Genomic DNA, 21,702 nt, shown 5'->3' on the forward strand with positions numbered 1-21,702 from the left:
ACAAATTGTAAAGGGGAGATGGTCACATGAAGAAAAACTCACTTCGCCTACTGGCGTTAGTTTCCATGCTCGCGCTTCTTGTGCTCGCAGCTTGCGGTAACGACGAAAAAGCTGATGGCAACAAAGACGCAGACGGAAACAAAGAAGAAGGTAAGACAGAGCAAGACTACAAATTCTTAAGCTTACTTACTGGGGGAACACAAGGAACTTATTATCCACTAGGTGGATCATTTGCTGAATTCATTACCCAAGAGACAGGAATCAAGACGACTGCTGAAGTATCTCAAGCATCTGCTGCGAACATGACAGCGCTTAAAGATGGAGATGCAAACATCGCATTCGTACAAACAGACATCGCATACTACGCTTCTAAAGGCGAAATGATGTTTGACGGAGATGTAATCGACGGAGTATCTGCGGTTGGTTCACTTTACCCTGAAACAGTTCAATTGGTTACGTTGAAGAAAAGCAACATTAAGACGTTTGAAGACTTAAAAGGCAAAAGTATTTCAATTGGAGCGCCAGGTTCAGGAACAGCTGCAAACGCTGAGCAATTGCTTGAAATTCATGGTTTAGCTTTAAGCGATATCAAAGCACAAAACTTGGACTTCGGTGAGTCACAAGAGAGTCTACAAGCTGGACAAATCGACGCGGCATTCATTACAGCTGGAACTCCAACAGGTGCTGTTGAAGGTCTAAACGCTACTTCTGAAGTTTTCATTATTCCAGTAGAAGACGCTAAGGCTGATGAATTAATCGAGAAATATCCATATTACGCTAAAGAAATGATCCCTGCTGGAACGTATGGTTCTGAAGTAGAGACGCCTGCAGTATCAGTAGGTGCAATGCTTGTTATGCAAAACGATATTTCTGAAGAACTTGGTTACCAGATCACAAAGGCGATATATGAAAACGCTTCAAAAATCCAACATGCCAAAGGTGCTTTGATTAAAGCGGAAAATGGTTTGAATGGTATTGGTATTCCTGTACACCCGGGTGCACAGAAGTACTTTGATGAAGTGAACCAATAAACTGTGTCAGTTATCTGATAGGATCACGAGGGACGGTAAAGCGAAAGCTTTGTCCGTCCCATTCTTAATTTTCAAAAGTTATGAGCGGAATTCATACATTATTATGTCTATTGCATGTAATGTAACAGAAAGGATTAAGCGGATGAAATCACGAAGAATAGTTCTTCTGCTGACGTTTCTGATAGCAATTGTAATGCTGATCATATGGTTTTATCCATACAGACAAATGATCATACTTGAAGAGGTTCGGAGCGAACAGCCAAAAGCGTATTATCTTCCATTACACGAGAATCGAAATTTCCAAGTTCAGTATATTCACTCGATCCATTTGTCCAATGTGAAAGAGCAATATCGCATTACCGACAATGGAAAGCTCCGTTTCGAATTTATGCAGTATGAAGACGTAGCCATCGGTTTACCAGGTTATGCTGAAGAAGGCGAAGCACTGCAAATAGAAGATGGTGTTTATACGCTTACATTCGAAAACCGCGTGATAGATTCGTTTGTTCTCTATATAGGTAGGGTGAATACAGATCTGTCTTTGCGATATGAGCAACAAGATTATCATCTAAAAGAATTTCTTCAAAAGGGTCATTCTTATGAATTTCATGTGGCGAAGGTATCAAATTATAAGTTGTTAAAAGGAGTCAGGTTAAATGGAAAATAATAAAGACCGGGAAAAAGATATTCCCAACATCTCCGATGAAGAAATGAGTACACTTTCTGAACAAGAGCAACTCGAAATTCTTCAAAAGTACGACCCGGAATCCAATACGAGAAATTTGAAAGGCTTATTAGGTAAGATTGTATTTTTCGGCTTGTTGGCATTCTCGATATTTCAGTTGTATACGGCGATCGGTAAACCATTTACAGCTCAAATCCAGCGATCTATTCACTTAGGATTTGCTTTATCTCTTATTTTTCTCATGTTCCCTGCTAGGAAAAAGATCGGTGTACGCCGTGACAAAGTACCATTCTACGATATTATTCTTTCTTTATTGGCTATAGCCGTTGGTTTATACTGGCCGCTATTTATCGATGAGCTAGTATTTCGTGTAGGGCGAGTATCTGATCTCGATTTAATTATTGGTATTTTAGCGGTTCTACTGACATTAGAAGCAGCGAGACGTGCGGTAGGATTACCGATCACAATCATCTCAGTCGTGTTTCTGGCGTATGCATTCTTTGGACCTTATTTCCCAGGGTTCCTTGCGCATAGAGGACAAAGCGTGGACAATCTTGTTCAATTAATGTTCTTTACAACGGACGGGATCCTCGGTACACCGATTAGTGTATCTGCCACCTTTATATTCGTCTTCCTGTTATTTGGAGCGTTCTTAGTGAAGACTGGTGTTGGTAACTACTTCAATGACTTAGCAGTAGTATTAGCAGGTCGTTTGACTGGTGGACCTGCAAAAGTCGCAATATTCTCAAGTGCGTTGCAAGGTACCATTTCAGGTAGTTCCGTAGCAAACGTTGTTGGATCCGGTTCATACACGATTCCAATGATGAAGAAGTTAGGTTATCGTAAAGAATTCGCTGGTGGAGTAGAGGCAGCAGCATCTACAGGTGGGCAGATTATGCCACCGATTATGGGAGCCGCTGCATTCCTAATGGTTGAATTCATCGGGGGTGTGACGTATTGGGAAATTGCCAAAGCGGCAGCTATCCCTGCGTTGCTGTATTTCACTGGAATTTGGATTATGACACATTTCGAAGCAAAGCGTGTTGGTTTGAAAGGAATGGACGCATCACAGATTCCGAATCGTAAAGAAACACTGAAGAAGATTTATTTATTACTACCGATTTTAGGTATTATTGTCTTCTTGTTGATAGGAATCCCAACGATGAAAGCAGCATTACTCGGTATCGTACTGACTATCGCTGTGAGTGCAATCAGCAAAGAAACAAGAATTGGATTGAAAGATATGATTGACGCGTTAGTAGACGGTGCTCGTACAGCATTGGCTGTAGCAGCTGCGACTGCTTGTGCTGGTATTATTGTCGGGGTTGTTGTCAAGACAGGTCTCGGGCTTAGCTTGGCAACCGGCTTGATTTCAGCTGCTGGCGGTAACGTCTTGCTTACATTGATTTTCACAATGTTCGCGGCTATCATTTTAGGTATGGGTTCTCCAACGACAGCAAACTATGTTATTACGTCTACAATCGCAGCGCCCGCCATCATTACATTATTGATGCTGGGTGAGCCTGCAGGTGCAGCTGTGCCGATTGTAGTAGCGGTATCTGCACACTTATTCGTATTTTACTTTGGTATCATTGCCGATATCACACCGCCTGTTGCATTGGCAGCCTTTGCAGCTTCCGGTATTTCGGGTGGGGATCCGATCAAGACGGGTGTCACTTCTGCGAAACTGGCGATTGCCGCCTTCATCATTCCGTATATGTTCGTCTTTAATCCAGCGATGTTAATGCTCGACTCGAGTGTAACGGAGATTGTATGGGTGACGTTGACCGCCATTGTCGGTATGGTTGCCATCGGTGCAGGCATAATTGGCTTCTGGTATAGTAAATTGAACTGGATTATGCGGATTATTACGATAGGCACAGGTATGTTGTTGATCTATCCAGAAACGATGACGGATATCGTCGGTTTAGTATTATTCATCATCTTGTTGGCTTTCCAGTGGATGGGTAATAAGAAAAACAATTCACCTAAATTAGCTTCAAATTAAATAACTCCTAAAAGCCTTATCAGCTCGTAATTGAGTTGATAAGGCTTTTTGTTTTGAAGAAATAAAAATATTTTGAAAAGTCTCTCTACCTTTCTAAAACTTTACTAGTCTGATTACGTAAAAAGTACTAGATTAAAGTGAAATTCTAATAGAGGACGAGTCTAGTAGATATAAGGATTTTCACTGAAATGCGATTTACGAAACACATGATAAAATAAATGTCAAGAAGCTGAAGGACTAGAAATTGGTGAAACTATTTTGGACTAATTACGCAGTTTTACCAACGCGAGTTATGTATATACTACAAATAAGCGAATCAGTCATGACGAATAAAATATATAGGTCGGTACAGAAACCAATCAAATAAAAAAGGAGAGAAAATACTATGAATACACAAGAAACATGGTGGGAAAACGTGTTTGAAGGGCACTTGGCACATGGCTTTAACAAAGAACGTATGAGTGAGCTGGATCATGAAGAGTTTTTATATTTTGAGAATGAACCCATAGAAGAACAAGTAAATCCAATGCAGTAAACGAAAGGAGAAGCGTCCCTGAATATTGCAACGAACTTCCATAAAAATCGGTAATTTTTCTGGTAGCATAGAAAAATTATCGATTTTTAATTTCCTTGTTTACAACCAGGATAGATAATGCTATTATAGTATTTGTGCTTGAGAGCCTAACTAGCTCACTATAAAATGCACATCCTAGTATGATCGATTCCGTAGCTCAGCTGGGAGAGCGCCACCTTGACAGGGTGGAGGTCGCTGGTTCGAGCCCAGTCGGAGTCATAGGTGCCAAACCTAAGTTATTTACCGTCGGAACACGGTTTATAACAATAAGCAGTCCTATTAGACCGAATGTCTAGGGGCTGTTTTTTTATGTCTAAATTTCAAATGAAGTTTGCATTACTGTCAAATCATATTCAATTACACTGATCAGTCATGCGGTGTATACTTATAGTGCGAGCACCTATTTAGATAAGCAGGAGGGCTAATATACGATGAAAAGAAAACAAGTAACATCTAATGTAAAAGAATATACAGTGGAAGAACAAATCGAACTATTACCGTATTTATTGAAGGTCATGTCAAAAAGCAGTAGGAATTCGGTGAAATCCATTCTTACACGTGGCCAAGTTATGGTGGATGGTCAAATGACAACAAAACATAATCAGTCATTAGCTCCTGGGCAAAAGGTTGAAATACAAAGTAACAAAGCGGCTATAAATGTCTCGAAATTAGTCGGTGTATCTATACTTCATGAAGATGACGATATCATCGTGATCAATAAAGATGCAGGCGTTCTTTCCGTAGCTTCGGAAAAAGAAAAAGATCAGACAGCCTATAGAGAAATTACGAAGTATGTTAAGAGAAGCCACCCTGAAAATCGTATCTTTGTCGTGCACCGTCTTGATCGCGATACATCAGGCGTGATGATGTTTGCCAAAAATGAAGAGACGCAGCAAGCTTTGCAAAGTACATGGAATGAATCCGTAAAGGAACGTTTGTATATTGCACTTGTCGAAGGAAAAGTACGAACAGAATCAGGAACTATTTCTTCTTGGTTAACGGAAAATAGTGCGTTCAGAGTTTATTCAAACCCAACTGACAATGGTGGTCAGCATGCTATTACACATTATAGAAGAGTACAAGCAAACAAAGATTGTTCATTGTTGGAAGTACTTTTAGAAACGGGTCGAAAAAATCAAATTCGTGTGCATATGGAAGAATTGGGGCATCCTGTTATAGGTGACAAAAAGTATGGTGCTACAGGTAACCCATTGCGCAGGGTGGGACTTCATGCTACAGCATTGTCTTTTTTACATCCACGTACAGGAGAGGTAGTACGATTTGAAGCAGAAGTGCCTCAGATCTTCATTACGCGCTCTAAATAATAAACCGTGCAATTTGCAGTTCCTTGGTATTCCTAAGGAACTGCTTTTTAACGTCAATTCATTCAAATGAATGTTTGAATGAATAAATTGACAAAATATATGGAATTGCATATACTAAAGCTAATCAATCAAATGGACAGTTGAATGATGAAGACGTTATAATGAACGAAATGTTGAGAGGACTGGTTACATGACTTCTGAGAAAAATGTCTATCGCCTGCAGAATTTATCATGCACAAGTTGTGCTGCGAAATTCGAGAAGAACATCCGCCAAATTGATTCTGTGGAAGATGTGCAGCTGAACTTTGGAGCATCCAAGTTAACAGTTGCGGGAGATGCCTCTATTTGGCAATTAGAAGAAGCAGGTGCATTTGACGGCATTAAAGTATTTCCTGAAAAACAGCGGATGATTAAACAGCATACGCCGTTTTGGAAAAAACGTGAAAATCAAACGACTATAGCTTCGTTAGTTTTACTACTAGCAGGGTATGCCGTATCTACCGCAAATGGTGATCATAACTGGCTGTCGATTGCTCTGTTTCTCTCTGCTATTATAATCGGCGGATTCAGTTTGATGAAAGAAGGATTAACGAATCTTTCCAAACTTGAATTTGATATGTCTACATTGATGACAATCGCAGTCATCGGTGCCGCGCTCATTGGTGACTGGGCAGAAGGTGCAGTGGTCGTCTTCCTCTTCTCTGTCAGTGAAGCATTAGAAAGTTACTCAATCGATAAAGCTAGAAATTCTATTACATCATTAATTGAAATTGCTCCCACGACTGCGACTGTACTTCGTGGTACTAATGAATATGAAGTAGACGTGGAAGATTTACGTATCAATGATGTCATTTTAATTAAACCGGGACAAAAAATTGCAATGGATGGTGAAGTCATTCAAGGTGACTCATCCGTGAACCAGGCCGCAATTACAGGTGAGTCTGTGCCTGTTCATAAAGCACTTGGAGACGAAGTATTTGCAGGTACGTTGAATGAAGAAGGTGCAATGCAAGTTCGTGTAACAAAGCTTGCTGAAGATACTACAATTGCCAAAATCATTCACTTAGTCGAAGAAGCACAGGCAGAAAAAGCACCGACACAACAATTTATTGATCGCTTTGCGAGATACTATACACCAGCTATTTTAGTTACTTCGTTACTGATCATGATTATTCCGCCACTTTTCATGGGGGGAGTATGGGGCGAATGGTTCTATAAAGGTCTTGTCGTGTTAGTAGTTGGCTGTCCTTGTGCGTTAGTCATTTCAACACCTATTGCGATCGTTACAGCGATCGGTAACGCTGCACGTAATGGAGTGTTGATCAAAGGTGGCATTCATTTAGAAGAAACGGGACAGATCAAAGTCGTGGCGTTCGATAAAACAGGTACGTTGACTGAAGGGCGTCCGGAAGTAACAGATGTCTTGACGGTTTCGTCATTAACTGAAGATCAAGTATTGCAACAGGCAGCGTCAATCGAGAAGTTCTCCCAACATCCATTAGCCTCTTCCATTATGCGGGCGGCAGAGAAATTATCGCTTGAATTACTGGTAGTCAATCAATTCCAATCCATTACAGGCAAAGGTGCAAAAGCTGTGATTGGAGAGCATCTAGTGTATGTAGGAAGTCCAAATTTATTCAGAGAAATGAACACAGTGGAAGAATCAATTGAACAGCAGATTCTCGCGTTGCAGAAGCAAGGTAAAACCGTTATGCTCGTCTGGTCTGAAGCAGGTCTAGAAGGAATCATAGCAGTAGCTGATCAAGTCCGTAAAAGTAGCTTGAAGGTTATCGAGAAACTTCGTGAGATGGGTAAAAAGACGGTCATGCTAACGGGTGATAATCGATCAACCGCTCTAGCAATTGGAGAGCAACTCGGCTTATCGGAAGTCAAAGCAGAATTACTACCTGATCAAAAAGTCGAAATGATTAAATCGTTGACTCAATACGGTAAAGTGGCAATGGTGGGTGACGGAGTGAACGACGCACCGGCATTAGCTACAGCAAATATCGGTATTGCGATGGGCGGTGCAGGAACAGATACTGCACTTGAAACAGCAGATATTGCATTGATGGCAGATGATTTGGAGAAACTTCCATATACTATCAAATTAAGCTCCCGCACTAAACAAATCATTCTTCAAAATATTTCGATCTCACTTGGATTAAAAGTCATTGCGCTGTTACTCATTATTCCAGGCTGGCTAACATTATGGATGGCCGTCATGGCGGATATGGGTGCTACCGTCATTGTAGTATTAAATTCATTGCGGCTCATGAAAAATAAAATATAATGTAGGAGAAACTTCAGTCGAATAAATCGTCTGAAGTTTTTTCTGTTGAAGAAAATGGTAGACTCATAATAAGAACAATCATGAGGAGTGTGGATAGTTTGGCAATGACCCGTCTGGAACTTGAAGTGATTATGAACAAACAGAAACAATATTATACATCAGGAGTGACACGCAGTATTTCATTCCGAAAAATGATGTTGGAAAAACTGTATAAAGCAATTCAAAAGCATGAAAAAGAAATTTTAGATGCATTGCATAAAGATCTACACAAACATCCGTTTGAAGCGTATGTAGCAGAAATAGGATTCGTCTTATCCAGCATTACCCATATGATAGACCACTTGGATGAATGGGCAGCACCTGAAAAAGTGAAGACTCCGATCCATTTACAACCGGCAACGAGCTTTATCGTGAAGGAACCATATGGCACTGTATTGATCATTGGACCGTTCAACTATCCGTTCCAACTAGTATTTGATCCGCTAGTCGGTTCGATAGCTACAGGGAACTGTACGGTGTTGAAACCTTCAGAAGATGCATTGCATACGGCTAGCGTCGTAGATAAAATCATTTCAAGTGTATTTCCACCGGAGTATGTATCCGTGGTGCATGGTGAAAAAGAAGAAACGAAACTGTTACTTGACGCACCCTTTGATTATGTATTCTTTACTGGAAGTGCAAAAGTGGGAAAAATTGTCATGAAAGCTTGTGCGGAGAGATTGACTCCATTGACGTTGGAATTAGGCGGAAAGAGTCCAGCCGTTGTCGATCATACTGCTGATATCAAAAAGGCGGCGGAGAAGATTGTATGGGGTAAGTACATGAATGCAGGTCAAACGTGTATAGCACCTGACTATGTATTGGTTGACGCTTCAATTTACGATGAATTAATCGATGAAATGAAGAGCGCTATCCAACGTTTTTACGGGAAGGACGCACAGAAGAGTGCTGACTACGGACGCATCATCGCGGATCGTCATTTCCATCGATTAGCGAACATACTAGATCAAGATCAAGCATATATCGTAGAAGGCGGCAAGACAGATGCCGCGGATAAATATATTGAGCCGACGATTTTAGCGCTATCAGACTGGAATAGCGCTAGTATGCAAGATGAGTTATTTGGTCCGATCTTACCTGTCCTGCCGTATGATAATTTAGGTGTCGCAATTCAGCAAATTAGTACGCTACCTAAGCCACTAGCTGCATACTTTTTCACTGAGAACGATGAGGCAGCTAATCATTTCATCGAAGTATTGCCATTTGGTGGCGGTTGCATAAATGACACGATATCACATGTCGCGAATATTCATCTACCGTTTGGCGGGGTAGGACCTTCTGGAATGAATCAATACCATGGAAAAGCAAGTTTTGAAACATTCACTCATTCGAAATCGATGATGAAAAAGAGTACGGCAGTCTCGGTACCTATTGCATTTCCTCCATACAGAGGAAAACTTCCATTAGTGAAGCGTTTCATTCGCTAACGGTAGCGAAATCCAAACTTTTGTCCACGCGCTTTGCTGGCTTTCGACCAGCAAAGTGCCTTTGTGGTCCACAATAATCTTTTTAGTAATGAACATACCGAGTCCTGTACCATTTTCTTTTGTAGAAAAGAAAGGCTGATCAATGGATGCTAAGGTCATCTGATCCATTCCGCAACCGTCATCCACAATGCAAATGTGGAGAGTACCTTCTTGGATTGTCAGTGAAATTATAATGTTTCCAGTGTGCTCAATTGCATCGCAACAATTTGACAAGATATTGTAAAACACTTGATGCAGTGAGGACTTGTCGCCTAGAATGAAAAGTTCTAATTCCTCAGCATTCAGTTGACATGAAATCGCACATTCATTAAATTGCTCATCAAATTCAATGAGCATTTCTTCGATGACTTCTAGAATAGAAACTGGCGCAGTATCATGTAAAGTTGGTTTTGCTAATGCTAAGAAATCCGTAACAATTTGGTTGACACGGCTAATTTCTTTCCCCATAATTTCTGTGAAATACGAGTAAGGATTCGCAGGGTCTTGATTCATTAACTGAATAAACCCCGTAATTGCGGTCATAGGATTTCGTACTTCGTGCGCTACTTTCGCTGCAACCATACTCATCGTTTTCAGACGTTCAAACTCAAGCGTCTTCTGCTCCATTTGCAAGCGACTAGTGATGTCTCGTGCAATATGAGAAATAGCAACCACTTCATTGAACTCGTTAAAAATGGGTGTCATACTAATTTCTGCTTGAAACAGTGTGCCATCTTTACGCATTTCAGTGACTCTTTCATTAGCTAACGATTGACCTTTATACAATAACTCACAACGTGCATGTACTTTTTCGTATTCAGTTTCAGGATAAAACGAAATGGGTTTTTCTGAGCACTCCTCCAAAGTCCAACCATATAACTGTTCGAATGCACGGTTACAAGTAATTATATTGTCATCCAAATCAAATACGGAGATCGCATCCTGTGACTGCTCGAAAGACAAGTCAAGATAATTCAAGTAACGTACTGTAGGAATAAATTCTTTTGACATTTTACTAGATACTCCATTCTATAATCCAGGGTGGATGTGATAAGAAAAGACGCGTATGATATGGGTAATTGATTCATTATATAATACATCATTTAAAGGAATTAAGAGTCTTTTTTAAAGAAAGACTTTTATTTGTTATAATGAGTAGAGTTATTCACCAACCTATTGGAGGAAATCACATGAATACGAAAGAATTATTATCTGTACTACCTGTAAAAACTATAAAAGGAACATTGCCAGAACATGTGACAGACGTGGCAGTAGATTCACGAGCTGTTCAAGATGGTGGAGTATTTGTCTGCCTAAAAGGTTATACAGTGAACGGCCATCAATTTGTCAAGAGTGCATTGTTGAGTGGTGCACGTGTCATAATCGCATCAGAGCCGATCATGATAGATGAAGAGCGCACAGCGGTGGTCTATGTTGAAAACACTTCAAAAGCGATAGAGTTACTGGCGTCTAAGTACTATCAGTATCCTTCAAAGCGTATGAAGATGATCGGTGTAACCGGAACGAATGGAAAAACGAGTGTCGGCAATATCATTCACGATATGCTACGCCAGACTGAAGAAAAGGCAGCTGTTTCAGGCACGATTGGTTTTAAATTAAATGATATTCTGTATGAAACGGAAAATACAACGACTGATGTTTTGACTACCCAGCAAATGATTGCGCAAGCTGCAAATGAAGGCTGCGAATCGATGATCATGGAAGTTTCTTCACACGGTTTAGTTGAAGGCCGACTGGCAGGAACAGAATTTGATATTGCGATTTTCACTAACTTAACGCATGATCATTTGGATTACCATAAAACAATGGAGAATTACAGTGCAGCGAAAGGTTTATTGTTTGCACAATTGGGTCAGCAGCTTGATCAGAAAAAGTTTGCGATCATCAATGCGGATGATCCGTGGAGCAGTAAAATGATCGAAATGACTTCGTTCCCCATATTTACATACGGAATCCATGTGAAGTCTTCATTCCAAGCAACAGCGATCGAAATGCAGTCGAACTACACGAGATTTCAATTGCAGGCACCAGATGGAACATACACCGTCACGATGCCGTTGATCGGTGAGTTTAACGTCTATAATTCATTGGCAGCAATTGCGGCGTTATATGCCAAAGGAATGGCGACAGAAGAAATTTTACCGCTGATAGCGAATGTATCGACAGTGAAAGGCCGTCTTGAAAAAGTGGAAACATCATTACCACTGACGATTTTTATTGATTATGCACATTCACCGGATGCAATTGAAAAAGCCATTGCTACAGTACAACCTTTAAAAAAGGAAGGCAACCGCCTACTATTCCTAATTGGAACGGGTGGCAATCGTGATCGTCTGAAGCGTCCAATCATGGGAGAAAAAGCAGCAGCAGCAGATTATGTCGTCTTTACGACAGATGACCCACGGGATGAGCCGTATGAGTCGATCATATCGGAACTTAGTGCCACGATGCCGCATGATCAGTATGCATGTATAGGAGATAGAGAAGAGGCAGTACGTCATACTATTGAGCAAGCGAATGCAGGAGATATCATTATATTTGCCGGAAAAGGCCATGAAGATTTTCAAATTATCGGTAATACGAAATATGCGCATTCAGATGCAAACATTGCACTTGAGGAAGCGGCTAAAAAGTTTGGCGATACAACGATCAATAAATGAAGTAAAGTTTGGATTTGAGAGTCTATAGTTTTTTAGTCAATTCAATGAAAATCATTGAAATGCATCCCTATTCTCTCTATGATAGAAAACGTAAGCAAAAGGAGAGTACGATTGATGCAAAAGAATAAACATGATGAAATTACATCGCGACGAACGTTTGCGATAATTTCTCACCCGGATGCCGGTAAAACGACAATTACTGAAAAGTTACTATATTTTGGCGGAGCGATTCGCGATGCTGGAACAGTTAAAGGAAAGAAATCAGGGAAATTCGCTACGTCTGACTGGATGGAAATTGAAAAACAACGTGGAATATCGGTAACTTCCTCCGTTTTACAATTTGACTATGCAGGCAAACGTGTCAATATTTTGGATACACCAGGACACGAAGACTTCAGTGAAGATACGTATAGAACATTGATGGCAGTAGATGCAGCGGTCATGATGGTCGATTCGGCAAAAGGAATCGAGCCACAGACGATTAAATTGTTTAAAGTATGTAAAATGCGAGGAATTCCGATCTTTACATTCATCAATAAAATGGACCGACAAGGTAAAGAACCATTAGAGCTAATGGAAGAATTGGAAGAAGTGTTAGAAATCCAATCGTACGCAATGAATTGGCCGATCGGTATGGGAAAAGAATTCCTAGGTATTTATGATCGTTTCAATAAGCGTATAGAGTTAGCGCGTCCGAATGCAGATGAGGATCGTTTCCTTCCAATCGACGGTGAGGGAGAGCTTGCAGTAGAACACTCCATGAAAGAGACTTCTTATTATAAGCAAGCGCTAGAAGATGTCATGCTATTGAATGAAGCTGGAAACGACTTCGATGAAGATCGTATCGCAAAAGGTGAGTTAACACCTGTATTCTTCGGTAGTGCACTAACTAATTTTGGCGTTCAGACATTTTTAGAAACGTTTTTACAGTTCGCACCTGAACCCCAACCTAGGTTAACGAAAGATGCAGAATATGTAGATCCAGAGTCTGACGTTTTTTCAGGCTTCATCTTCAAAATTCAAGCTAACATGAATCCTGCACATCGTGATCGTATTGCATTTGTCCGAATTGTCTCAGGTGAGTTCGAACGTGGCATGACTGTAACGGTTCCACGTCTTTCTAAGAACTTTAAGTTAACTCAAACTACACAATTCCTGGCAGATGATCGTGAAACTGTCAATCAGGCAGTAGCTGGCGATATCATTGGGTTATATGACACGGGTAACTATCAAATTGGTGATACGGTCATCAGTGGTAAGGCAAACTTCCAATTTGAAGCACTTCCACAATTTACTCCAGAGTTATTCGTTAGAGTAAATGCCAAAAACGTAATGAAATCTAAACAGTTCCACAAAGGGATCTTACAGCTTGTGCAAGAAGGTGCTATTCAATATTACAAAACATTGCATACGGAAGAAGTCATTCTCGGTGCAGTGGGTCAGCTTCAATTCGAAGTTTTCGAACACCGTATGAGAGCGGAATACCATGTAGAAGTCCAGATGGAAACAATGGGATCGAAAGTAGCACGTTGGATTGAAAACGAAGAGGATGTAAAAGAGTCCATGGCAGGACAACGTGCATTACTCGTAAAAGATCGATATGAGCGCAAAGTTTTCTTGTTTGAAAATAATTTTGCGATGCGCTGGTTCCAGGATAAATTCCCGGATATCAAGTTGTATAATCAATTATAAATCATATAACATAAGGCCCGGTCGGATTAATGGTAATCCGTCCGGGTTATTTGTTCAAAATGTGAATGAACTCTGTGCTGATTCATTATTATTCGAGCAAATCATGGTGAAAATACTCTATTCAGGTGGTATGGTGGAAAGATGAAAAGTCTTCCCCAGCTGGAGTGCTGAGAAAAGAGAGGAATAGATAAATGAAGATTAGTAGCTTTTCGGTCAAACGACCTGTTTTTACGTTAGTCACTATGTTTCTCGTCATTATTTTAGGTGCAGTATCCTTCTTTAAAATTCCCGTTACATTGATTCCAGACTTAAATCCACCTGTAGCGGTAGTTGTCACGAATTATCCGGGTGCTTCACCAACAGAAGTGAGCGAGAAAATTACCAAGCCGTTGGAAGAAAGTTTATCGACAGCTCCTGGCTTAAAGTCGATGCAGTCTTCTTCTCAAGAAGGAGCTAACTTAGTATTCCTGCAGTTTGATTGGGATTCTTCGATTGATGATGTCCAAATGGATATCCTCCAACGGATTGATCAAGTAGAAGTGCCCGATGGTGCTAATAAACCACGTTTCATGAAGTTTGATCCATCTCAATTCCCGGTCATTCAACTATCTTTACGCTCCGTAGATAAAGATACAAATATACGGAAGATTGCAGAAGAGTTGGAGAAAGAATTACGCCGTATTGACGGTGTAGCTAGTGTGAACGTGTCAGGTAAAATCATTGAAGACGTCCAGGTTATTTTAGATCCTGATAAATTGAAAGAATTTGGTTTAGCGCAATCAGATGTCGTCCAGGCAATCCAAGCTAGTAATGTATCTATGCCAGGTGACCCGATTGACACGAGTGATGGAAGAAAGTTAACAACAAGAATTTTAAGTACAGTTCAAAATATTTCGGATGTACGAAGTATCCAAATAGGTGCTGATCCGCAGACTGGTGACAAAATCAAAGTTTCAGACGTAGCCGATGTGGCGCTGTTAGAGCCGAAATTACAAACAGAAACACGAGCCAACGACGAGCCGGCTGTATTATTGTCTGTACTTCAAGAGTCAGGAGCCAATACTGCAACAGTCTCTAAAGAGTTTAAAAAATCATTGGATAAGTTATTAGAGGAAGAGGCATACAAAGATATTGAATCGGATGTTATTTTTGACCAAGGCGACTATGTACAGCTGGCAATCGGGAATATCGGTCAGTCATTAATTCTCGGTGGCTTGTTCGCGATGCTCGTATTATTTGTCTTCTTACGTGGAATTAAAAGTCCAATCATCATTGGAGTAGCGATTCCGTATTCGGTTATTGTGACATTTGTTCTTATGTATTTCGCAGACTTCTCATTAAATATCATGACACTCGGTGCACTTGCACTAGGTATTGGTATGTTAGTCGATAATGCGATTGTCGTTATAGAGAATATTGAGCGACATTTAGCCATGGGGAAAACGCCTACTGAAGCAGCAAAAGATGGATCGAAGGAAGTGGGCGGAGCTATAACTGCGTCTACGTTAACTACACTAGCTGTATTTGTACCAGTAATCTTCATTACGGGTATTATTGGTCAAATATTTACAGAGTTCGCGTTAACGATTTCATTCAGTTTATTTGCATCGTTAGTCGTTGCATTGACTGTCGTGCCGATGCTGGCTAGTCGTTTGTTGAAGACGCCTACTGAAGAAACACTTGAGAAAAAGAATCGTGTAAAGAAAAATCAGAGATTCGAAAAGTCCATCAAGTGGGCTTTGAGCCATCGTTTACTCGTGTTACTATTAACAACTGCTTTACTTGCAGGAAGCGTATTCGGCATTATAAAAGTAGGAACGGAATTCCTGCCTGCTACGGATGAAGGAGCTTTCAGTATTAATGTTAAGCTACCAAATGGTGCTTCACTTGATGCGACAGATGACGTAGTTGAACGAATTGAAGAAGAAATGAAGAAGCAAGACGACGTGGAAGTGTACGTCAGTTTAGTCGGTGGAACGCAGCAAAGTATGGCGCAAGGCGGATCAGAGAGTAATATGGCAGAAGTGTATGTGAAACTTATACCACTCGACGATCGCGACCGCTCTGTCTTTGAATTTGTAGACAAAGTACAGCCAATTGTAGAGGACGAAGTTGGGGATGACGCAGAAATCAGTTTCAACTTGCAGACCGCTGCCGGTTCGAGTCCGAACACATTAACATTCTCCCTAAATGACACAAATGAAGAACGTTTAGGAAAAGCTGTATCAAAGCTAGATAAGAAGTTACGCGAGATGGATTCCGTGACGGACGTTGAAAATGATTTAGTAGATACAGTAGAGGAAATAAAAATTGAAGTGGATCGTGAAAAAGCTTCAGATGTCGGATTGGCACCTTATCAAATAGCGCAAACGGTTAGTGACGTTACGCGTGGTGTCTTTGCTTCACAAATCGTCTTTGAGAAAACTGGCGAAGTAGTCGGAGTAAACGTTGGGTACGATGAGCGTTTCCGCAATAGTATAGATAAATTAAAAGAATTGGAATTAAAAACACCGCTGGATACATTTGTTAAGTTGAAGGATATAGCAGATGTGGAAATCGCAGAAGGTCCTGCAGCAATTGTGCGTGTGGATCAAGCACATTCGATTGCATTTACGGTGAAATATCTATCTGGTGAATCATTAGGTGATATGACGAAAAAGGTAAATGATATTGTGGATGATCTGGACCTACCAAGTGAAGTGGAACTTTCATACGGTGGAGATCGCGAGTTATTTGAAAATGCAATTAACGATATGCTATTGGCGATTGTACTGGCAGTGGTATTAGTATATATCGTAATGGCTGCACAGTTCGAATCATTCAAATATCCATTCGTTATCATGTTCTCTGTACCACTCATGCTAATCGGTGTTTCACTTGCGTTATTCTTTACGAATACACCAGTCAGTGTAACGGCAGTCATAGGTCTTCTCATATTGGTGGGAATTGTCGTCAACAATGGGATTGTATTGGTTGATTATATTAATCAACGTAAAGAAGCAGGACTCAGCTCGTACGATGCGATTCTATCATCTGTACGCGACCGTGTCCGCCCCATCCTAATGACAGCCCTCACAACTATTTTGGGCTTACTACCGTTAGCGCTAGGACTCGGTGAAGGTTCTGAGTTAAACCAGCCGATGGGGATTGCAGTAATTGGTGGATTGATCAGTTCTACATTCTTGACGTTGTATATTGTTCCGATCATATACAGTTTGTTGGATCGGGAAACACGCAAAGGCATGAATACGCCAAAAAAAGCACAGCCGATAACGGAAGATCAACCCGTCAAGGTAACTGAAACTGTCACCGTGACAGTAACAGAAACCGTCACTGTAAGAGAATCCAAGTAATTCATACTGCCGGCAGATGGAATTTTCCATTTGCCGGCTTTTTAAAATGATGTTGAATAATTTGTGCAATAGAATAGTATAGTAGTACTAGTAAAGTACACGCTAGGGAGTCGCTTAACAATGCGCTTGTATTTACATCTTCAACTATCTGCACTTTAAATTTAATAGCTTAATAAGTATCACCTAAATCATTTGCAAATCAAAGTTATCATGTTATAATACTTTAAAAGTATCCGATATCTTAATAACTTTTGACGCAATGTCAAAGGGGAGTAGCTATAGGGAAACCTATTTCATAATCGTCAATACGTGACTGCCTCAACGGTCATCGGTTATGATAGCTGGATTTTGAACGTGAAATTCCGACTTAGCGAGACCTTTGCCTAATTATTAGGTGAGGGTCTTTTTATTTTGTAAAAAACAAGGAGGAATTATGTTGGATCCGATTTTATTAGAATATGCATGGGTACTCTTAGTATTAATCGTACTCGAAGGCCTATTAGCAACAGACAACGCCGTAGTAATGGCAGTAATGGTAAAACACTTACCGAAACTCCAACAAAAGAGAGCCTTATTTTATGGTTTACTAGGGGCATTCGTCTTCAGATTCACTGCACTATTTATGATTACGTTTTTAGTGAAGTTCTGGGAGATACAAGCCATCGGTGCCATTTACTTATTGTTCATATCGGGTAAAAATATATACGATAAAATTACCCATAAGCCGGAAGGCCATCCAAATCAAAAGCCTAAAAAACAATCAGGTTTCTGGATGACCGTGTTGAAAGTGGAACTTGCAGATATTGCGTTCGCATTGGACTCCATGCTTGCGGCTGTTGCGCTTGCGGTAACATTGCCTGAGTTAGGTAACTTCCACGTCGGTGGCATTAACGGCGGACAATTCTTTGTTATGTTGTTGGGTGGTATGATTGGTTTAGTCATGATCCGTTTTGCGGCGAAACAATTCGTGGTTATGCTTGAAAAGTATCCTACATTGGAAACGGCAGCATTCTTAATTGTAGGGTGGGTAGGTGTCAAGCTAGTTGTGTTAACTCTTGCACATCCTGAACTGCTCATCATTCCAGAAGCTTTCCCACACTCTACATTGTGGAAAATGACGTTCTGGGTTGTGTTATTAATCTTGGCAGTAGGCGGATATCTGCTGGCCGTCGCAAAAACTAAAGTGAAAGCTAATAGATAATACGAAAACAGTCTCTTCCAAGTAAGTTGGAGAGACTGCTTTTTTATCTCTAGTTTAGAATTGTGTAAAGAGTGTAAAGTTCTGTATATAGCTATCTTTTCATCAGGGGATTTGATAAAGTAAGAAAATGAAGTTTCCGTTATGAAAGGAATTTGAAAAAGATGAGGCTTTCCAGGGAAGTTTTTCATAAGTTTACTCCAGCACAGATAATCGCCTTCTACTACTTTTTGGCGATTGCATCCTCTTTTCTCTTATTGAACTTGCCGGGTGTATATAAACCGGGTGTAAAAGTAGCCTTTATAGATAGTTTGTTTACCGCTGTGAGCGCTGTGAGCGTTACGGGGTTGTCACCTATTAGTATCGGCGAAACATACTCTGTATTCGGCATTTGCATGATCATGCTCGTGCTTCAGCTCGGTGGTATCGGCATCATGTCATTAGGCACTTTTTTCTGGCTACTTGTAAAGAAGAAAATCGGCATGAGAGAGCGGCAACTGATAATGATTGATACGAATCAGTACACATTACAAGGTGTCGTACAATTAATTCGTCAAATCATTCAACTGATCGTTGCCATTGAGATTATTGGTGGCGGTATTTTAACATTATATATTTATCGTTTTTATAATTCATTTAGTGAAGCGTTGTTGAACGGTATGTTCATGGCGGTGTCTGCTACTACGAATGCGGGTTTTGACATTACCGGTTCATCGATGATGCCTTATCATAATGATTACATCGTGCAGTTTCTATTGATGATATTAATTATTTTAGGTGCTATTGGATTTCCAGTTCTAATTGAAGTGAAGAGCTTCTTTTCAAAAAAAGTTCCACATTTTCGCTTTTCGCTTTTTACTAAGATTACGACGGCGACATTTGGTGTTCTGCTACTTGTAGGTACATTAACGATTTGGCTGTTAGAATCATTCAATTCATTTAAAGGAATGAGCTGGCATCAGCAATTTTTTACGGCATTATTCCATTCAGTTTCTGCACGCTCTGCAGGTCTTGTGACGTATGACGTGACGCAATTTAGTGAAGCGACAGATATTTTTGTTAGTGCGCTTATGTTCATTGGTGCTTCGCCAAGTTCTGTAGGCGGGGGTATCCGTACGACGACATTTGCCATTGCGTTATTATTTCTCATTAACTTTGCAAGAGGGAATGACGTCATACACATTTTTAAACGCCAAATTAAGTTGATCGACGTATTCCGTTCGTATGCAGTTATTCTCGTCGCGTGTTTTATGGTGTTGGCGGCATTACTGTTACTGTTACTTACCGAGCCTGGGATACCTGTTATTCCATTGCTATTTGAAATCACATCAGCCTTTGGAACGTGTGGTATGTCACTCGGTATTACAAGCGATTTATCGGTGTTCGGTAAGTTGGTTATTATGGCACTAATGTTCATCGGACGAGTTGGGTTGATATCGTTTATTTATACGATTGGTGGCAAATCGAATAAAACACCTTATCACTATCCAAAAGAGCGTGTCATTATTGGTTAATTTAAAATAAAAACCGCAGCAAGCGAATTTTCGCGTGCTGCGGTTTTATTATGGAGAGACGGTTTTCAATGCTTGCTCAGACAAATGATAGTGCTGTGCTATTTCCCCTGGTATGTATTGGACAATAAGATACCCAGGGTCTTTTGTAACAGAAAGATCTTCTTTCAATTGAGCTGAGGTCTTCGTAACGAAAACTTGCTTCCGAATCGTTCGTTCCGTATAACTAATTGACTCAAACGTATCTCCAAGCAAATGTGGAGAACGTAAAAGTGTCTGATAAACCTCTTTTAGCTCTTCTTCTGGTACTACAGTATTCCACCATATCTTTCTAGGTAAAAACTTTTGGTGAAGTAAATAGTCCATCTTCAATAGACTTACTGCTATAGACGTATCGATTTTTAATATGTCTTCTAGGAAGCTTTCCAAGCGGGTGAACAAGTCTTCGAACTGATGACCGATTCGTGACCAGCCTTGCTTTTCCCAAAACGCTCCGAATAATTGGAAAAAGTCAAATGGTGTATCGACTAATTCCGTTACGATATACTCCATAGAGTGTATAAATCGACCCGAATTCCAATATTTCTCGAGAATGTCTTCTGTTTGTTTGATCTTCAGCATATCATCAAAGGACAGGACGTTGTTTGATACAATTTCATAAGGAGCGGTGTCGATGTAACGATACCCATATTGCTCTGCTTGGATACGTAAACCAGTTCCGCGCAGTAGTTTCAAAAAACCTAGTTGTAATTCTTCAGGTCGTAAAGCAAACACTTCGTTAAATGTGTCACGGAAAGATGCGTAATCTTCTTCAGGTAGTCCGGCAATTAAATCAAGATGTTGATCAATTTTCCCACCATCTTTCACCATCGTGACTGTGCGAGATAATTTAGTGAAATTCTGTCTTCTCTTTACTAGCTCATTTGTTAGATCGTTAGTAGATTGAACTCCAATTTCAAATCTGAACAGGCCTTTTGGCGCGTTATCGTTTAAAAACTGAATCACTTCTGGTCGCATGATATCGCCAGTGATCTCAAATTGAAATACGGTGCCAGGCAGATGTTCATCTATAAGAAACTGGAACATTTCCATTGCATAACTTCTGCTAATATTGAAAGTACGATCGACAAATTTAATTGTTTTAGCACCATGCTGCATCAAGTAGCGAATGTCTTCTTTTATTGCTTCTCGATTGAAGTATCGAACGCCGACTTCGATTGAAGAAAGGCAGAATTGACAAGAGAAGGGACAGCCGCGGCTAGTCTCAATATACATGACACGATTTGAGAGATGCGTAATATCCTCTGGAAAACGAAAAGGGGAAGGTAGTTCACGAAGGTCCAATTTAGGACCTGGAGCTGTGATCTTCAACTTTCCATCTGAACGATATGCAATGCCTTGTACGGAAGAAAGATCTGCTTGTCCATCTACTGCTTGGAGTATATCTTTAAAGGTTTTTTCGCCTTCACCTATCGCAATAATATCAATTTCCGGTACTCTTTTTAACCACTGGTCATAGTCATATGTCACTTCAGGCCCACCACAGACTATAACGGTTTTAGGACTTGTTAGCTTTAGCAGACGAATTACCTTTATAGTTTCTTCTATATTCCAAATATATACGCTAAAGCCAACGACGTCTGGCGAATGTTGATACAGCTCTGAGACGATAGAAAGTGTAGGGTCATGAATAGTGAATTCGGCCAGCTCACAATGAAATTCTGGTGCTGCAAAAGCCTTTAAATAACGTATTGCGATATTCGTGTGTATATATTTAGCATTTAATGTAGATAAGACAATATTCATAGTAAAACTCCTAATCTTA

Annotated in this window: 14 protein-coding genes and 1 tRNA gene; 13 read left to right on the plus strand and 2 right to left on the minus strand. The window is 40.3% G+C overall.

Annotated features, from left to right (window positions below; translation table 11 throughout):
* Positions 1-26: 26 nt before the first annotated feature.
* The 8 genes from CSV74_RS14300 (at position 27) to CSV74_RS14330 (ending at position 9,403) form a co-directional block, all read left to right on the plus strand.
* Positions 27-1,031: a TAXI family TRAP transporter solute-binding subunit gene (locus CSV74_RS14300; RefSeq protein ID WP_099692207.1), complete on the plus strand. Its 1,005-nt coding sequence runs from the start codon at positions 27-29 to the stop codon at positions 1,029-1,031.
* 142 nt (positions 1,032-1,173) lie between these two features.
* Positions 1,174-1,698 (plus strand): DUF1850 domain-containing protein, encoded by a 525-nt coding sequence (locus tag CSV74_RS14305; RefSeq protein ID WP_158231816.1) that lies wholly within the window; start codon positions 1,174-1,176, stop codon positions 1,696-1,698.
* Positions 1,688-3,724, plus strand: a complete 2,037-nt coding sequence (locus CSV74_RS14310) for a TRAP transporter permease (RefSeq protein WP_099692209.1) — start codon at positions 1,688-1,690, stop codon at positions 3,722-3,724. Before CSV74_RS14305 ends, CSV74_RS14310 begins: the two co-directional genes overlap by 11 nt.
* 385 nt (positions 3,725-4,109) lie before the next feature.
* A complete protein-coding gene (locus CSV74_RS16795; protein ID WP_169535185.1) occupies positions 4,110-4,259 on the plus strand; it encodes a hypothetical protein in 150 nt (49 codons plus the stop codon).
* A 185-nt stretch (positions 4,260-4,444) separates the two neighbouring features.
* Positions 4,445-4,517 (plus strand) — tRNA-Val (locus CSV74_RS14315).
* A gap of 212 nt (positions 4,518-4,729) precedes the next feature.
* On the plus strand, positions 4,730-5,623 hold the full coding sequence (locus CSV74_RS14320; RefSeq protein WP_099692210.1) for an RluA family pseudouridine synthase: 894 nt from the start codon (positions 4,730-4,732) through the stop codon (positions 5,621-5,623).
* 190 nt (positions 5,624-5,813) lie between these two features.
* Positions 5,814-7,916 (plus strand): heavy metal translocating P-type ATPase, encoded by a 2,103-nt coding sequence (locus CSV74_RS14325; RefSeq protein WP_099692211.1) that lies wholly within the window; start codon positions 5,814-5,816, stop codon positions 7,914-7,916.
* Between the two features lie 98 nt (positions 7,917-8,014).
* Positions 8,015-9,403, plus strand: coding sequence for an aldehyde dehydrogenase (locus CSV74_RS14330; RefSeq protein WP_369823729.1), 1,389 nt, complete (start codon positions 8,015-8,017; stop codon positions 9,401-9,403).
* On the opposite strand, the gene CSV74_RS14335 is transcribed toward CSV74_RS14330, so the two are convergent.
* Positions 9,380-10,453 carry a two-component system sensor histidine kinase NtrB gene (locus CSV74_RS14335; RefSeq protein WP_099692212.1) on the minus strand — a complete coding sequence of 358 codons (1,074 nt, stop codon included), beginning with the start codon at positions 10,451-10,453 and terminating at the stop codon, positions 9,380-9,382. The genes CSV74_RS14330 and CSV74_RS14335 overlap by 24 nt on opposite strands.
* Before the next feature lie 179 nt (positions 10,454-10,632).
* Here CSV74_RS14335 and CSV74_RS14340 point away from each other — a divergent pair, with 179 nt between their 5' ends.
* From CSV74_RS14340 to CSV74_RS14360, 5 genes are all read left to right on the plus strand, one after another.
* Positions 10,633-12,123 carry a UDP-N-acetylmuramoyl-L-alanyl-D-glutamate--2,6-diaminopimelate ligase gene (locus CSV74_RS14340; protein WP_099692213.1) on the plus strand — a complete coding sequence of 497 codons (1,491 nt, stop codon included), beginning with the start codon at positions 10,633-10,635 and terminating at the stop codon, positions 12,121-12,123.
* A 114-nt stretch (positions 12,124-12,237) separates the two neighbouring features.
* Positions 12,238-13,815 carry a peptide chain release factor 3 gene (locus CSV74_RS14345; RefSeq protein WP_029052449.1) on the plus strand — a complete coding sequence of 526 codons (1,578 nt, stop codon included), beginning with the start codon at positions 12,238-12,240 and terminating at the stop codon, positions 13,813-13,815.
* A gap of 191 nt (positions 13,816-14,006) precedes the next feature.
* Positions 14,007-17,168: an efflux RND transporter permease subunit gene (locus CSV74_RS14350; RefSeq protein WP_099692214.1), complete on the plus strand. Its 3,162-nt coding sequence runs from the start codon at positions 14,007-14,009 to the stop codon at positions 17,166-17,168.
* Positions 17,169-17,604: 436 nt separating this feature from the next.
* Positions 17,605-18,369 carry a TerC family protein gene (locus tag CSV74_RS14355; RefSeq protein WP_099692230.1) on the plus strand — a complete coding sequence of 255 codons (765 nt, stop codon included), beginning with the start codon at positions 17,605-17,607 and terminating at the stop codon, positions 18,367-18,369.
* A gap of 161 nt (positions 18,370-18,530) precedes the next feature.
* The gene (locus CSV74_RS14360) at positions 18,531-19,880 is read left to right on the plus strand and encodes a TrkH family potassium uptake protein (protein ID WP_099692215.1); all 1,350 of its coding nucleotides are present in this window, start codon (positions 18,531-18,533) and stop codon (positions 19,878-19,880) included.
* Between the two features lie 48 nt (positions 19,881-19,928).
* Here CSV74_RS14360 and CSV74_RS14365 read toward each other — a convergent pair whose 3' ends face one another.
* Positions 19,929-21,683, minus strand: a complete 1,755-nt coding sequence (locus tag CSV74_RS14365; RefSeq protein ID WP_099692216.1) for a B12-binding domain-containing radical SAM protein — start codon at positions 21,681-21,683, stop codon at positions 19,929-19,931.
* Positions 21,684-21,702: the final 19 nt, after the last annotated feature.

The organism is Sporosarcina sp. P19 (genome assembly GCF_002743165.1).
GTDB classification, from domain to species: Bacteria; Bacillota; Bacilli; order Bacillales_A; family Planococcaceae; genus Sporosarcina; species Sporosarcina ureae.

What these genes read in the sequence shown, in the direction of transcription:
- CSV74_RS14300 (WP_099692207.1), top strand. Translation starts at nt 27, where the DNA reads ATGAAGAAAAACTCACTTCGCCTACTGGCGTTAGTTTCCATGCTCGCG.
- CSV74_RS14305 (WP_158231816.1), top strand. Translation starts at nt 1,174, where the DNA reads ATGAAATCACGAAGAATAGTTCTTCTGCTGACGTTTCTGATAGCAATT.
- CSV74_RS14310 (WP_099692209.1), top strand. Translation starts at nt 1,688, where the DNA reads ATGGAAAATAATAAAGACCGGGAAAAAGATATTCCCAACATCTCCGAT.
- CSV74_RS16795 (WP_169535185.1), top strand. Translation starts at nt 4,110, where the DNA reads ATGAATACACAAGAAACATGGTGGGAAAACGTGTTTGAAGGGCACTTG.
- CSV74_RS14320 (WP_099692210.1), top strand. Translation starts at nt 4,730, where the DNA reads ATGAAAAGAAAACAAGTAACATCTAATGTAAAAGAATATACAGTGGAA.
- CSV74_RS14325 (WP_099692211.1), top strand. Translation starts at nt 5,814, where the DNA reads ATGACTTCTGAGAAAAATGTCTATCGCCTGCAGAATTTATCATGCACA.
- CSV74_RS14335 (WP_099692212.1), bottom strand. Translation starts at nt 10,453, where the DNA reads ATGTCAAAAGAATTTATTCCTACAGTACGTTACTTGAATTATCTTGAC.
- CSV74_RS14340 (WP_099692213.1), top strand. Translation starts at nt 10,633, where the DNA reads ATGAATACGAAAGAATTATTATCTGTACTACCTGTAAAAACTATAAAA.
- CSV74_RS14345 (WP_029052449.1), top strand. Translation starts at nt 12,238, where the DNA reads ATGCAAAAGAATAAACATGATGAAATTACATCGCGACGAACGTTTGCG.
- CSV74_RS14350 (WP_099692214.1), top strand. Translation starts at nt 14,007, where the DNA reads ATGAAGATTAGTAGCTTTTCGGTCAAACGACCTGTTTTTACGTTAGTC.
- CSV74_RS14360 (WP_099692215.1), top strand. Translation starts at nt 18,531, where the DNA reads ATGAGGCTTTCCAGGGAAGTTTTTCATAAGTTTACTCCAGCACAGATA.
- CSV74_RS14365 (WP_099692216.1), bottom strand. Translation starts at nt 21,683, where the DNA reads ATGAATATTGTCTTATCTACATTAAATGCTAAATATATACACACGAAT.